Source organism: Polynucleobacter sp. MWH-UH23A, assembly GCF_040409805.1.
GTDB lineage: Bacteria > Pseudomonadota > Gammaproteobacteria > Burkholderiales > Burkholderiaceae > Polynucleobacter.
Window position 1 is genome coordinate 1,059,217 of the sequence record NZ_CP099572.1, and the last position, 13,870, is coordinate 1,073,086.

Here is a 13,870-nt window from a genome sequence, read left to right on the forward strand (position 1 = left end):
TAGACTAGAGAAATGTTAATCTCATTCTTTCTCAAGTTGAAAGAGGCCAAAGTGCCTGTTTCTGTGAGAGAGTTCTTAACTTTATTAGAAGCACTAAAGACAGGGGTGATAGCCCCATCAATGGATGAGTTTTATCAACTATCACGCATGACGCTGGTCAAAGATGAGCAATACTTTGATCGCTTTGATCAAGTATTTGGTAACTACTTTAAAGGGGTCGAGCAAATCATCGCCCTATCGCCAGATATTCCTGTCGATTGGCTGGAAAAAAAATTACAGCGAGTTTTATCCGAAGAAGAAAAAGCGGCTTTACAAAAGCTAGGCGGCCCCGAGGCACTCAGAAAAAGACTTGAAGAATTGCTCAAAGAACAAAAAGAATGGCACGGGGGTGGCAATAAGTGGATTGGCGCTGGCGGCTCATCGCCTTTTGGACATAGCGGCTATCACCCAGAGGGCATTCGTATTGGCGGCGACAGCGCAGGTAATCGCACTGCTATTAAAGTTTGGGAAGCTCGTGAATTTAAAGATTACGACAGCAACCTAGCTCTTGGCACCAGAAATATTAAAGTGGCTTTAAGGCGTTTACGTCGCTTTGCTCGCCAGGGCTCGGCACTAGAGCTCGACCTTGAAAAAACAATTCACTCAACTGCAGCAAACGCAGGCATGCTGGATATTCAGATGCGGCCAGAACGCCATAACCAAGTCAAGGTATTGTTGCTCATGGATGTCGGTGGCTCAATGGATGATCATATTCAGCGTATTGGTGAGTTATTTTCCGCAGCCAAAGTAGAGTTCAAACATTTAGAGCACTATTATTTTCATAACTGTATTTATGAAAATCTCTGGCAAAGCAATCGACGGCGCAGAGACCAAGTGACAGCCACGCAGGACATTATTAATAAATACGGGCCTGACTATAAACTGATTTTTGTGGGTGATGCCACAATGTCTCCTTATGAGATCCTCAGTCCCAATGGTTCAGTTGAATATAACAACAAAGAAGCTGGCGCAGTATGGATTAATCGACTCTTGGATCACTTTCCGCACTTTGCGTGGCTCAATCCTGAACCTGAATCCATCTGGGAATATCGTCAATCCATCGACATCATGAAAAAACTTATGAAAGATCGCATGTACCCTGTCACCTTAAACGGCTTAGAGACAGCAATGCGTCAACTATCTAAATAACTTGTCTCTGACAAATTACCAGTAATATTTGCATCTGATGAAACCCTAACCGAGAAAACCATGAGCACTATCAATGATCGATTAAAAACCCTTGGAATTGATTTACCTCCGCCAGGACCACCAGCAGCTGCTTATGTAATGGCTGCTACATCAGGTAATACGGTATTTCTATCGGGACATATTGCCAAACGCGATGGCAAACCATGGGTTGGTAAGCTCGGCAAAGATATGGATACGGAAACAGGCAAAGCAGCCGCCAGATCCATTGCGATTGACCTCATTTCTACCCTGCAAAATCATCTTGGCTCACTCGACAAGGTTAAGCGCATCGTTAAAGTAATGGGACTGGTGAACTCCACCAATGAATACACTGAACAACATCTGGTGGTAAATGGGTGCTCTGAATTACTCTTTGAAGTTTTTGGCGATGCTGGCAAGCATGCTCGTAGTGCATTTGGGGTTGCGCAAATTCCACTTGGGGCCTGCGTTGAGATTGAGTTAATTGCTGAGATTTAATCTCGTTTAATACCTAGCTTCTGGATGTCTGCGTCAGTGTCGACATCCAGAATATATGCGTCATTATCAGAATTAAATATTTTGATGCGATTTGGATTCTTATCCATAAACGATCTACAAACCATCCCCGGGATTTGCAGCATCTCATCTGCAGCCCTCTTAGAAAATAGCGCGGGATTGCCACGTTGACCTCCCACCATCGGCATCAACACATCTTGATGCGACCCGCGATCAACAAATTGATTTAGCAAGGCAATTAGTTCATCTTCACCAATCTGCGGCTGATCACTCAAACACATTGCCACTACATCAAATGCATCACCCAAGGATTCAAGAGCAAGCCTTACGGATGAGGCTTGTCCAGAAGATGCATTTTGGTTACGGATGATGGTGATGGATAGATCCATCAACTTAGCCAATCTATTGAGCTCTTGCTCTATTGGCACTGCATGAAATCCGGTAATGGCAATGAACTCAACTGGATGAAGCGCTTTAATAGCAGTACAAAACCTTTCCAAAAGAGTTTTTCCATCCTTTTGCAAGAGCGCCTTCGGAACAGAGCCCATACGACTTCCTTCGCCGGCAGCTAATAAGACGATCGCTATACGCAGATTGGAAGATTTACGCAATGAACTCATTAGGGTGATAATAAATAAGAATTTAAAAATGAAGATACCGAATGAATAGCACCGATCTGAGCGTACTCAAATCCGCAGTGAACTGGCTTCAATCAGGCCATTCTGTAGCAATAGCCACTGTTGTTCAAACTTGGGGCTCTGCCCCACGGCCAGTTGGATCTTGGCTTGCCATCCGCAATGATGGACAAGTTGCAGGATCCGTCTCTGGAGGTTGCGTCGAGGATGACCTGATCAGTCGCGTACAAAGCGAAATTTTGACTCGTAATACCCCTGAGATAGTAGTGTATGGAGTTAGCCAAGAAGAAGCGGCACGCTTTGGTCTACCTTGTGGCGGCACATTGCGTCTATTAGTAGAGCCCAAGCCTGAAATCGCAATATTGGAGCAAATATTGCTAAGCATCAGCTCCCATCAAATTATCAAACGGTCTGTAAATATTGGAACGGGCAAATCAACTTTAGAGCCCGGTACACGTAACGATGAATTTGCTTGTACAGCTAAGGAGATGTGCACTACCTATGGTCCACGCTGGCGTATGGTCATTATTGGCGCAGGTCAGCTCTCTCAATACACAGCAGATTTTGCTATTGCGTCTGACTTTGAAGTCATTGTGATTGACCCGCGCGAAGAATACGCCGAAGGATTAAATCGCTCTGATGTCACCTTTATTCAAGGTATGCCCGATGATGTTCTACTTGAGATTGGCGTGGACCCCCATACTGCAGTAGTAGCCTTGACCCATGACCCTAAACTCGATGACATGGCATTGATGGAGGCCCTCAAGTCTTCCGCATTCTATGTAGGCGCCTTAGGTAGCAGAAAAAACACCCAAAAGCGCAAAGAGCGCTTAATTGAGTTTGATGTCAGCAAAGAAGAGGTTGAGAAACTTTATGGCCCTGTAGGTTTGTCTATAGGAGCCCTCACCCCACCAGAGATCGCTGTCTCCATACTGGCGGAAGTGATCGCCGTCAAATATGGAGTTAGCCTACCTAAAAAAGGGTAGTTTTTTAGCTTGGCTTTGTTAGGCAGCCGGCCTCAGTTTGCTTTTAGCTTGCCGTCTTTCAGGCGAGGCTCAACAAAATGTCCTTTACGAGCCCGATTACCTGCAAAAGACTTCAGTGTTTTGGCATCTAAGCTCAACTCAGTGGGCTTGCCTGCACGTCCGGCACCAGAGTAGGTTGCCCCATTAGGCCCGACCGCAATTGCAGAAGACATGAACTCTTTGTCATCGAGACCCATCAGGATTACGCCCTTACCACCAGTAGGCAAACGCTTTAATTCATCCAAGGGGAATACCAGCAACTTTGAGGCTGCAGATAAACAAGCAACCTGCTTCATACCTACCTCTACCTTAGCAGCGCCAAGCGGTGCATCGCCTGCAACTTTTGCATCAATACTAATGAATGATTTACCAGCCTTATTGCGGGTGCTCATATCAGCTACATTAGCCAAGAATCCATAACCTGCTTTTGTGGATAACAAGACCAAGTCATCAGGCTGGCCTGCGTAATACGCAACCATTTGAGATCCAGCAGCTAGATTTACGAAGCTGGTTAATGGCGAACCATCCCCACGAGCACCTGGTAATTCGCTAACTGGAACCGTATATACACGTCCATCGCTTCCAAATCCCTGAATCACATCAACAGTGCGCACTTCAAAGGTTGCGTAGAGAGCATCACCAGCCTTGAAGCTGAACTGTGTTGCATCATGCTCATGACCCTGACGAACGCGCACCCAACCTTTTTGAGACACGATGACAGTAACGGGCTCATCAATCACCTTGGTCTCTGCAACAGCCCGTTTATCTTCTTGAATTAGGGTTCGGCGATCATCGCCAAAGTCTTTGATATCGGCTTCAATTTCTTTAATGATACGTTTACGTAAAACCGTATCACTCTTCAACAGCCCTTCTAAGTCATCACGTTCAGATTTGAGCTCTTTTAGCTCTTGCTCAATCTTGATGCCTTCTAAACGAGCCAATTGACGCAAGCGGATATCTAAAATATCCTCAGCTTGGCGATCAGTAAGCTTAAACTCTTTGATCAAATCGGCTTTAGGCTCATCGCTATTACGAATAATCTTAATGACCTTATCAATATTCAGAAGAACGATTAGACGCCCTTCCAATATGTGCATCCGGTCTTTTACTTTACCGAGACGGAATTGAGTTCGACGAGTCACTGTCACAACCCTGAATTCAATCCACTCAGAAATAATATCCTTTAAGCTCTTTTGACGAGGGCGGCCATCGTTGCCAATCATCACCAAGTTCATTGGCGCATTAGACTCAAGGGATGTATGCGCCAACAAGAGATTGATGAACTCATTTACATCAATATTTTTACTCTTTGGTTCAAATACCAAACGAACCGGAGCATCTTTACTAGATTCGTCACGTACACCATCTAAAACATTCAAGATGGTGGACTTCAGATTGTTCTGTTCAGGAGTTAAAGTTTTCTTACCAACCTTCACTTTTGGATTGGTAATCTCTTCAATCTCTTGCAAAACACGTTGCGAAGATGTTGATGGCGGTAATTCATTAACAATAATTTGCCACTGGCCACGAGCCAATTCTTCAATAGACCAACGCGCACGCACTTTAAGACTACCGCGACCAGTTTCATAAATCTGCGCAATCTCTGCAGGCGAGGAAATAATTTGACCGCCGCCTGGATAATCTGGGCCAGGCATGATCTCCAACAAATCAGCAGTAGATAACTTAGGTGACTTCATCAAGGCAATCGCGGCTAAAGCTACTTCCCGCAAATTGTGCGATGGAATTTCGGTCGCCATACCTACAGCGATACCAGATGCCCCGTTAAGTAAAACAAATGGTAAACGGGCTGGCAATAATTTTGGCTCTTGGAATGAACCATCATAGTTAGGCGCAAAATCAACAGTGCCTTCGTCGATTTCACTTAACAGCAAACCTGCAATCTTCGTTAAACGTGCTTCGGTATAACGCATCGCCGCAGCACCATCTCCATCGCGCGAACCGAAGTTACCTTGGCCATCGATTAAGGGGTAACGCAGCGAGAAACTTTGCGCCAATCGCACTAAAGCATCATAAGCAGATTGATCACCATGAGGGTGAAACTTACCCAACACATCACCGACAACGCGCGCACTCTTTACGGGCTTAGCATCAGCACGAAGACCCATCTCGTTCATGGAGAACAAGATGCGTCGTTGAACTGGTTTTTGACCATCCGCAACTTCTGGTAAAGCACGTCCCTTTACAACGCTAATGGCGTAATCTAGATAAGCGCGCTCTGCATAAACAGCCAGCGTCAAACTATCCTTGTTATCCTCATTCAAATCCATTGTTTTTGGATCATGAGGGTCTCTTGGTCCATTAGTGCCACTTTTAGAAGATGCAGCCACTTTAGGCGCCTCATCCACCTCAACAATATCCATCTCTTCAATGGCGTTTGAAAATAAATCAGCCTGCTCAGCAGCTTTATTCTTACCCGGTGTCTTCTCAGTAGCCATTAAATATCTGCCTCAACTTCATTACCACGCTCTTCAAGCCAATCACGGCGTGCCCCAGATTCTGATTTACCCATCAGCATATCCATGGTTTTAAATGTTTCATCTTCAGTCCAAGAGCCTAGAGTTACCGGCAGCAAGCGACGTGTATCAGGATTTAGAGTGGTATCCCACAACTGCTCAGCACTCATCTCACCCAATCCTTTGAAGCGAGAAATTTGCCATGCTGTTTCCTTAACGCCTTCCTTGCGCAATTTATCTTCAATTGCTTGAAGTTCGCTGGCATCTAAGGCATAAATTTTTTGCGCGGGTTTTTTACCTCTTGCAGGGGCATCCACCCTAAACAATGGCGGTCTAGAAATATACACGTGACCCAAATCGATTAGCTTAGGAAAGTGTTTATAAAATAAAGTGAGAAGCAAGACCTGGATGTGCGCACCATCAACGTCCGCATCAGAAAGGATGCAAATCTTGCCATAGCGCAAATTGGATAAATCAGGGTCATCATTCGGGCCATGAGGGTCGACACCAATCGCAACAGCGATATCGTGAACTTCATTATTGGCAAATAAACGATCGCGCTCTGCCTCCCAAGTATTTAATACCTTACCGCGGAGAGGCAAAATGGCTTGATATTCTTTATTACGACCCATCTTGGCAGAACCGCCTGCAGAATCTCCTTCTACTAGGAAGATTTCATTTTGAGCAATATCTTCACTCTCGCAATCGGTTAGCTTGCCTGGCAGTACTGCTACACCCGAGGACTTTTTCTTCTCGACCTTTTGCCCAGCGCGAGTACGAGCTTGGGCTTGTTTGATTACCAAGTCAGCTAATTTACGACCATAGTCGACGTGCTGATTAAGCCATAGCTCAAGTGCAGATTTAGCATAGCCAGACACTAAACGCACTGCATCACGTGAATTTAATCGCTCTTTAATTTGACCTTGAAATTGAGGATCCAATACTTTGGCAGACAAAATAAACGAAGCTCGTGCAAATACATCTTCAGGCATCAGTTTCACGCCTTTTGGTTGCAATGCATGCATTTCAATGAAGCCTTTTACTGCATTAAACAATCCTTCACGCAGACCACTTTCATGGGTGCCGCCAGCAGGAGTAGGAATTAAGTTCACATAACTTTCGCGCACTGGGGCGCCATCTTCTGTCCAGCAAACCACCCATGCCGCACCCTCTCCTTCAGCAAAGGAATCATCATCACCGGTACCTGTCGCATATTGCTCGCCCTCGAATGGAGGAATGACTTCCGGTCCATGTCCTGACTGAGCCATCGCTTCATTCAGATAGCCGCGCAAGCCTTGTGCGTATTGCCATGATTGGCTTTCACCTGACTTTTCTTGGATAAGAGTTACTTTAACGCGAGGCAACAACACTGCTTTGGATCTGAGCAGGCGCACTAACTCTGCCATCGGTATCGCAGCACTGTCGAAGTACTTGGCATCAGGCCAAGCACGCACACGCGTACCGTGAGATTTGTCGTCTTTTGAAGCGGGCTTAGATTTGAGCTTCTCAATTACCTTGCCATCGGCAAAAATGAGTGTGGAAACTTGAGCATCGCGCCACACTGTCACTTCAAGTCGTTTAGATAATGCATTCGTTACAGAAACACCCACACCGTGCAATCCACCAGAGAATGCGTAAGCACCACCAGTGCCCTTTTCAAATTTACCGCCGGCATGCAACTGCGTAAATACTATTTCCACCACTGGTAACTTCTCAGTGGGGTGCATCCCTACCGGAATTCCACGACCGTCATCTTCAACACTCACACTGCCATCGGTGTGCATCGTCACAATAATTTGTTTGCCATAACCACCCAAGGCCTCATCAGAAGCGTTATCCAAAACCTCTTGAATGATATGAAGGGGGTTATCGGTTCGGGTGTACATTCCAGGCCGCTGACGGACTGGTTCCAGCCCTTTGAGGACCTGAATCGATGATTCGCTGTATTCGGAAATTTTACGGGTAGCCATGCGCCAAAATTGTAGCCATGTCTGGGAAGAGGTCGGACTTTTCTGATATTCCCCTGCCATCCATGCCAAAATTGGGTATGGGAGCCTTAAGTCATATTCGCGTTTTAGACCTTAGCCGTGTGCTTGCTGGTCCTTGGTGTGCTCAGAATCTTGCTGATCTGGGCGCGGATGTCATCAAAGTTGAGCGCCCGGGGGCTGGTGACGACACCCGGCACTGGGGTCCTCCCTTTGCTAAAGATCCAAAAGGTCAAGATACCGAAGAATCTGCCTATTTTATTTGCATCAATCGCAACAAGCGATCGATTACCGTTGATATTAGCAAGCCTGAAGGCCAAGAGATCATTCGTCAATTGGCCGCTGAATCAGATGTAGTAATTGAAAACTATAAGGTTGGCGATCTGGCGAAATACAGCCTTGATTATGAAAGCCTAAAAAAGATCAAACCTGATTTGATCTATTGCTCTATTACTGGGTTCGGACAAACAGGCCCTTATGCTCATCGCCCTGGATATGACTTCATTATTCAAGGAATGGGTGGCTTTATGAGTGTGACTGGCGAAGCCGAAGATGTTGAGGGGGCTAGCCCACAAAAATCTGGCGTAGCTATTGCCGATATTTTTACTGGAATGTATGCCACTACTGCGATATTGGCTGCTGTAGTACACCGTGATCATACGGGTGAAGGCCAATACATTGATATGTCCTTGCTTGATACACAAATTGCCGTAATGGCCAATGTCTCGAGCGCATACCTTACTTCCGGCGAGATTCCTCGTCGCTGGGGCAACGCCTCCCCTATCATCGTTCCTTATCAAACCTTTCCAACCTCAGATGGCTGGATGATTGTTGGCGCAGGCAATGATGGGCAGTTTCGTCACTTTGTGACCGCAGGCGGCGAAGCCCATCTGGCAGATAATCCTTTATACCTAACAAATCCTGACCGAGTCTTGCATCGCAAACAGCTTGTTCCCCTGTTGGAGGCGATGACTCGCAAGAAAACCAAAGGGGAATGGATTGCACTTTTAGAGGCAGCGAATGTTCCCTGCGGCCCTATTAATAACTTCAAAGAAGTCTTTGAAAATGAGCAGGTGATTGCTAGAGAAGTACAGATTGATGTTCCGCATCCCACTGTGGGAACCATGAAACTTGTGGCAAGTCCCATGAAGCTCTCTAAAACACCAACAGAAGTTCGCATGGCACCACCCACATTGGGGCAGCACACCAATGAAGTGTTGCATGAGCGTCTTCACCTTGATGATGCCTCTATTGCTCAACTCAAAGCCAAAGGAATTATTTAATGAGCACAAGCCCTAAAACATCCCTATCCATGGCTCAAGTCCTCATTTTTGGGGGCTTTATGGTGACGATGTCTATGGGCATACGCCACGGCTTTGGCTTGTTTAACTTGCCTATCACCATGGCCAATGGCTGGGGACGCGAAACCTTTGCGTTGACGATTGCTCTTCAAAATTTAATTTGGGGTGCAGTTCAACCAATTACCGGGGCTCTAGCCGATCGATTTGGCGCCTTCAAGATCATGGTTGTTGGTGGAGCGCTTTATGCCTTGGGTTTAGTTGGGATGGCAATTTCTACAGATGCCCTCAATTTCACTATTGCAGGTGGATTATTAATTGGTCTCGCACAAACTGCCACCACCTATAGTGTGGTCTACGGTATCTTAGGTCGCAATGTTCCAGCGGATAAACGTGTTTGGGCTATGGGAATTGCTGCTGCCGCTGGATCTTTTGGGCAGTTCTTAATGATTCCTGCTGAGCAAGGCTTATTAAGCGCATTTGGTGCGCAAGATGCTCTATTGATATTGGCATTAATGGCAAGCTTGATGATTCCCACCGCTTTTTTATTGCGTGAGAAAAATTTTGCACATCAACATAGTTATGGTGATCAAACCATCAAGGAAGCACTCAAAGAGGCAATCGGTAATCCGAGCTTTCGTTTGCTTACCCTAGGATATTTTGTTTGCGGCTTTCAGGTGGTCTTTATTGCCGTTCACCTTGCCCCCTACCTGAAAGATCTCTCATCGATTTATCCAGCAGTTGGTGCGCCAGCGGTAGCAACTACTGCCCTAGCCCTGATTGGCCTATTCAATATCTTTGGCACCTATAGTGCTGGCATCTTAGGTCAACGGCTTCCTAAGCGTTATTTGTTATCAAGCATTTATTTAGGTCGCTCGATTGCTATTGCTGGTTTCTTATTGCTACCCCTAAGCCCCACCACTACTTATATCTTCGCTGCAATCATGGGCTTTTTGTGGCTATCAACAATTCCCCTAACCAATGGCATCGTAGCGCAAATCTTTGGAGTGAAGTACCTCACCATGCTTTCTGGCCTAGTATTTTTTTCACACCAACTTGGTAGCTTTTGCGGTGCATTCTTAGGGGGCTATTTATTTGATCGCACCGGCTCTTATGTCATCGTTTGGCAACTCGCTATTGGATTGGGGGTGTTTGCATTCTTGGTTAACCTACCCGTTAAAGAACGCGCCATTCATCGAGTCGCAAATGCATAAGATACGAAATCTCAATATCTCATTCTGGAAAATCATTGCATATGGTTTTGCTATCTTTATATTGCTGATTGTATTTTCTGCATACTATGCCCCTGAAATGATGTTGTCGATTACCAATCAAGTTTGGGCACTTTGTGGCTGGTAATGGTCGATGACAATCGCTTTTATCGGTTAGCATTTCAACTTCATTTCCTAGCATACTTTCTCAATGATATGCATCTCGCCGTAGCACAATGGATAGTGCACATGCCTCCTAAGCGTGGGATACAGGTTCGATTCCTGTCGGCGGGACCACAAAATTGTCAGAACTTATCCACAGGCCATGTGGATAAATCCACAAAAGTTTTCGTAAGTCGAAGATTTGTATAGAGTGACCTGACTTGCTTAATTTGTGTGCAGAAGATTCTGCTGGAAAATTTAATATCCTTATCAAAGCCATTAGAAAGAATATTAATAACTTTTAATATTATTTGTGGTAATGAGGACTGAAAAAACCACTTAATTTTGTGAAGTTCCCTTACACTAAGTCGCATGTCAGCCCTCTCTACCAGCACCATCGCAGCTCTTGAAGAAATGCTTCAAAACACCGCAAGACCTGCTCCTGCGGATTTCTTGCCCATTTATTTTTCCCGAGGAAATCACGAAGACCTGCTGATTGGACATCTCAATCCTGATTTCATTTCCCACCTACAAGAATTATTCAAAAAGCAATCTGTTCATTTGGCAAGCATGTCGCATGATCGCTTAAGTATTAAGCTAGGGCGTCCAAAAGAGTTGTCTGCCACTCTAAGCCTATTGGCCAATCACATGCGCCAAGGTGGATTTATTCCGGGATGGCGCAATGAAGAATTTGCATGGGTCGATCAAAATGGTCATAAATACTTTCGCTTAGAGCGGTCCGCATTCAGAACGTTTGGTTTTCGAAGCATGGCCACGCACATTAATGGCTATACAAAATCAGACATCATTTGGTTGGGGCGCAGAAGCGAAAATAAACCAACAGACCCTGGCAAGTTAGATAATCTTGCCGCTGGTGGTATTAGCGCCGATGAAACTCCATGGGTCAGCGCCCGTCGTGAACTATGGGAGGAAGCTGGTGTTCCAGAGCAAATTTCTGATGACATCGAACCTATTGGCCGTATTCATATGCGTCGCATCGCAAATGATCGCGGTTTTCACGATGAGCAACTATTTATTTACGATTTAGAGCTTCCAAAACAATTTATTCCAACCAATCACGATGGTGAAGTGAGTGGTTTTATTGAGGTTTCTTACGCAGAGGCCGCCGCCCGCATTTTGGCCGATGAATTCACTAGCGATGCTGCCTTTGTCACTGCAGACTTCATTTTGCGACGCAATAAATAAGCCTAGCAGCCACCCTAAAGGGGATTGATCATCGTCATGAGTCCAACCCCTGTTTTCGTGGTTAAATCTAGTTAAGGATGAAACAGGGGTGCCCTTAAAAGCAGATTTCGCTCAGAGGCGCTGAGAAAGACCCTAAAACTCGATCCAGGTAATGCTGGCGTGGGGAGTTACATCAGACCGACACACCCGGTTTCGTCCATCTAAAACAGCAAGGAGATGGACATGAGCTCAGGCAATCAAAAATCTAGCAAACATGAGATTCCAAGCCTCAAAAGCTTGGAACGCGACTTTGGTCAAAAGTTTGCATATCCCGCATCAACTAAAACCTACTTACAGGGATCACGTGCTGATATCAAAGCACCGATTCGGATGATCGAACAATTGCCAACTCGTGCTGGCGAACAACTTATCCCAAACCCACCTGTTCCCGTTTATGACACCTCAGGTCCTTACAGCGATCCAGATGTTGTGATCAACTTAGAAAAGGGCTTGCCAAGATTGCGTGATACTTGGATTGCTGAGCGTAACGATACCGAGCAATTATCTGGACCAAGTTCAGAGTATGGTGTAGCTCGTGCGAATGATGCCGCAACCCAGAGCTTGCGATTTGCGCATATCAGTGCACCGCGTGTAGCAAAGTCTGGGCATAACGTTAGTCAAATGCATTACGCTCGCAAAGGAATTGTGACGCCAGAAATGGAGTACGTCGCGCTACGTGAATCCATGGGCCTAGAGCAATTACGCAAAGACCCAGCCTACAAACAATTACTCAAGCAACATCCTGGTAAATCCTATGGAGCCAACCTTCCGGAAGTAATTACTGGTGAATTTGTGCGCTCGGAGATTGCTGCAGGTCGCGCGATTATTCCAGCAAACATCAATCACCCAGAATTAGAGCCAATGATTATTGGTAGAAACTTCCGCGTGAAGATCAATGGCAACCTCGGTAATTCAGCAGTCACCTCTTCAATTAACGAGGAGGTAGAAAAAATGGTGTGGTCTATTCGTTGGGGTGCCGACACCATAATGGACCTGTCAACAGGCAAGCATATTCATGAAACGCGCGAATGGATTATTCGTAATTCACCAGTTCCTATTGGCACTGTTCCAATCTATCAAGCGCTGGATAAAACTGGCGGGATCGCTGAAGATCTCACCTGGGAAATGTTCCGCGATACCTTAATTGAACAAGCCGAACAAGGTGTAGACTATTTCACGATCCACGCTGGTGTATTGCTTCGCTATGTACCATTAACAGCCGATCGCATTACTGGTATCGTGTCACGCGGTGGCTCCATCATGGCCAAATGGTGCTTGGCTCATCACAAAGAGAACTTCCTCTATACCAAGTTTGATGAGATTTGTGAAATCATGAAGGCTTACGATGTCTCCTTCAGCCTGGGTGATGGTTTACGTCCTGGCTGTATTGCCGACTCAAACGATGCCGCCCAGTTTGGAGAGCTCCATACCCTCGGTGAATTAACTACAAAAGCTTGGAAGCATGATGTCCAAGTCATGATAGAAGGCCCTGGACATGTTCCAATGCAGCGCATTGAAGAGAATATGACTGAAGAGCTCAAACATTGCCTAGAAGCCCCCTTCTATACTCTTGGACCATTGATCACCGATATTGCCCCAGGCTATGACCACATCACCAGCGGCATTGGTGCTGCGCAAATTGGTTGGTATGGCACAGCGATGCTTTGCTATGTCACACCTAAAGAGCATTTAGGCCTGCCAGACAAAGAAGATGTGCGTGAAGGCATCATCACATACAAGATTGCAGCGCATGGTGCAGACCTCGCAAAAGGCTTACCTGGTGCTCAAGTTCGAGATAACGCCCTTTCTAAAGCTCGCTTTGAATTCCGCTGGGAAGATCAATTCAATTTGGGCTTAGACCCGGAGCGTGCACGTGAATACCATGATGCAACCTTGCCAGCTGAAGGAGCAAAAATTGCGCACTTCTGCTCCATGTGCGGTCCGAAGTTCTGTTCAATGAAGATCACGCAAGAAGTTCGTGATTACGCGGCGACACTAAACGCAGATACCAAAGTCATTCCGATTGCGCAAGCAAATGATCCTGAAAAAGGCATGGAAGAAATGTCTGCAGAGTTCCGTAAGCGTGGCAGTGAAATTTATCAGTAAGCACTTG

General features: G+C 45.8%; 11 protein-coding genes, 1 tRNA gene and 1 riboswitch. Of the genes, 9 read left to right on the forward strand and 3 right to left on the reverse strand.

The window, feature by feature from the left end:
- Window positions 1-12 precede the first annotated feature (12 nt).
- Window positions 13-1,188 carry a VWA domain-containing protein gene (locus NHB35_RS05555; protein WP_353431401.1) on the forward strand — a complete coding sequence of 392 codons (1,176 nt, stop codon included), beginning with the start codon at window positions 13-15 and terminating at the stop codon, window positions 1,186-1,188.
- A gap of 60 nt (window positions 1,189-1,248) precedes the next feature.
- A complete protein-coding gene (locus tag NHB35_RS05560; RefSeq protein ID WP_173955783.1) occupies window positions 1,249-1,704 on the forward strand; it encodes a RidA family protein in 456 nt (151 codons plus the stop codon).
- Here the strand turns inward: NHB35_RS05560 and NHB35_RS05565 are convergent.
- Window positions 1,701-2,342 carry a nucleotidyltransferase family protein gene (locus NHB35_RS05565; protein ID WP_353431402.1) on the reverse strand — a complete coding sequence of 214 codons (642 nt, stop codon included), beginning with the start codon at window positions 2,340-2,342 and terminating at the stop codon, window positions 1,701-1,703. The two genes, NHB35_RS05560 and NHB35_RS05565, sit on opposite strands and share 4 nt — an antisense overlap.
- A 41-nt stretch (window positions 2,343-2,383) precedes the next feature.
- Here NHB35_RS05565 and NHB35_RS05570 point away from each other — a divergent pair, with 41 nt between their 5' ends.
- Complete coding sequence (locus NHB35_RS05570) at window positions 2,384-3,343, forward strand: XdhC family protein (protein WP_353431403.1); 960 nt, start codon at window positions 2,384-2,386, stop codon at window positions 3,341-3,343.
- Window positions 3,344-3,375: 32 nt separating this feature from the next.
- Here NHB35_RS05570 and parC read toward each other — a convergent pair whose 3' ends face one another.
- Window positions 3,376-5,670 (reverse strand): DNA topoisomerase IV subunit A, encoded by a 2,295-nt coding sequence (gene parC, locus NHB35_RS05575; RefSeq protein ID WP_353433403.1) that lies wholly within the window; start codon window positions 5,668-5,670, stop codon window positions 3,376-3,378.
- A gap of 167 nt (window positions 5,671-5,837) precedes the next feature.
- The gene (locus tag NHB35_RS05580) at window positions 5,838-7,826 is read right to left on the reverse strand and encodes a DNA topoisomerase IV subunit B (protein WP_353431404.1); all 1,989 of its coding nucleotides are present in this window, start codon (window positions 7,824-7,826) and stop codon (window positions 5,838-5,840) included.
- A gap of 77 nt (window positions 7,827-7,903) precedes the next feature.
- Between NHB35_RS05580 and NHB35_RS05585 the strand changes: the two genes are divergently transcribed.
- From NHB35_RS05585 to thiC, 6 genes are all read left to right on the forward strand, one after another.
- A complete protein-coding gene (locus tag NHB35_RS05585) occupies window positions 7,904-9,124 on the forward strand; it encodes a CaiB/BaiF CoA-transferase family protein (protein ID WP_353433404.1) in 1,221 nt (406 codons plus the stop codon).
- Entirely contained in the window at window positions 9,124-10,353 is a 1,230-nt protein-coding gene (locus tag NHB35_RS05590; RefSeq protein WP_353431405.1) for an MFS transporter, read from the forward strand. The genes NHB35_RS05585 and NHB35_RS05590 overlap by 1 nt, the downstream gene beginning before the upstream one ends.
- Window positions 10,346-10,498, forward strand: a complete 153-nt coding sequence (locus NHB35_RS05595) for a hypothetical protein (protein WP_353431406.1) — start codon at window positions 10,346-10,348, stop codon at window positions 10,496-10,498. The genes NHB35_RS05590 and NHB35_RS05595 overlap by 8 nt, the downstream gene beginning before the upstream one ends.
- A 74-nt stretch (window positions 10,499-10,572) precedes the next feature.
- Window positions 10,573-10,647, forward strand: a tRNA-Arg gene (locus NHB35_RS05600).
- 237 nt (window positions 10,648-10,884) lie between these two features.
- Window positions 10,885-11,718, forward strand: coding sequence for a DUF4743 domain-containing protein (locus NHB35_RS05605; RefSeq protein ID WP_353431407.1), 834 nt, complete (start codon window positions 10,885-10,887; stop codon window positions 11,716-11,718).
- Window positions 11,719-11,792: 74 nt separating this feature from the next.
- Window positions 11,793-11,901, forward strand: a riboswitch (TPP riboswitch).
- A gap of 39 nt (window positions 11,902-11,940) precedes the next feature.
- Window positions 11,941-13,863 carry a phosphomethylpyrimidine synthase ThiC gene (gene thiC, locus NHB35_RS05610; RefSeq protein WP_353431408.1) on the forward strand — a complete coding sequence of 641 codons (1,923 nt, stop codon included), beginning with the start codon at window positions 11,941-11,943 and terminating at the stop codon, window positions 13,861-13,863.
- The last annotated feature ends 7 nt before the right edge of the window (window positions 13,864-13,870 follow it).

Excerpts from the sequence above, each read along its gene's own strand:
- NHB35_RS05555 (WP_353431401.1), top strand. The coding sequence starts at position 13 with ATGTTAATCTCATTCTTTCTCAAGTTGAAAGAGGCCAAAGTGCCTGTT.
- NHB35_RS05560 (WP_173955783.1), top strand. The coding sequence starts at position 1,249 with ATGAGCACTATCAATGATCGATTAAAAACCCTTGGAATTGATTTACCT.
- NHB35_RS05565 (WP_353431402.1), bottom strand. The coding sequence starts at position 2,342 with ATGAGTTCATTGCGTAAATCTTCCAATCTGCGTATAGCGATCGTCTTA.
- NHB35_RS05570 (WP_353431403.1), top strand. The coding sequence starts at position 2,384 with ATGAATAGCACCGATCTGAGCGTACTCAAATCCGCAGTGAACTGGCTT.
- parC (WP_353433403.1), bottom strand. The coding sequence starts at position 5,670 with ATGGATTTGAATGAGGATAACAAGGATAGTTTGACGCTGGCTGTTTAT.
- NHB35_RS05580 (WP_353431404.1), bottom strand. The coding sequence starts at position 7,826 with ATGGCTACCCGTAAAATTTCCGAATACAGCGAATCATCGATTCAGGTC.
- NHB35_RS05585 (WP_353433404.1), top strand. The coding sequence starts at position 7,904 with ATGGGAGCCTTAAGTCATATTCGCGTTTTAGACCTTAGCCGTGTGCTT.
- NHB35_RS05590 (WP_353431405.1), top strand. The coding sequence starts at position 9,124 with ATGAGCACAAGCCCTAAAACATCCCTATCCATGGCTCAAGTCCTCATT.
- NHB35_RS05595 (WP_353431406.1), top strand. The coding sequence starts at position 10,346 with ATGCATAAGATACGAAATCTCAATATCTCATTCTGGAAAATCATTGCA.
- NHB35_RS05605 (WP_353431407.1), top strand. The coding sequence starts at position 10,885 with ATGTCAGCCCTCTCTACCAGCACCATCGCAGCTCTTGAAGAAATGCTT.
- thiC (WP_353431408.1), top strand. The coding sequence starts at position 11,941 with ATGAGCTCAGGCAATCAAAAATCTAGCAAACATGAGATTCCAAGCCTC.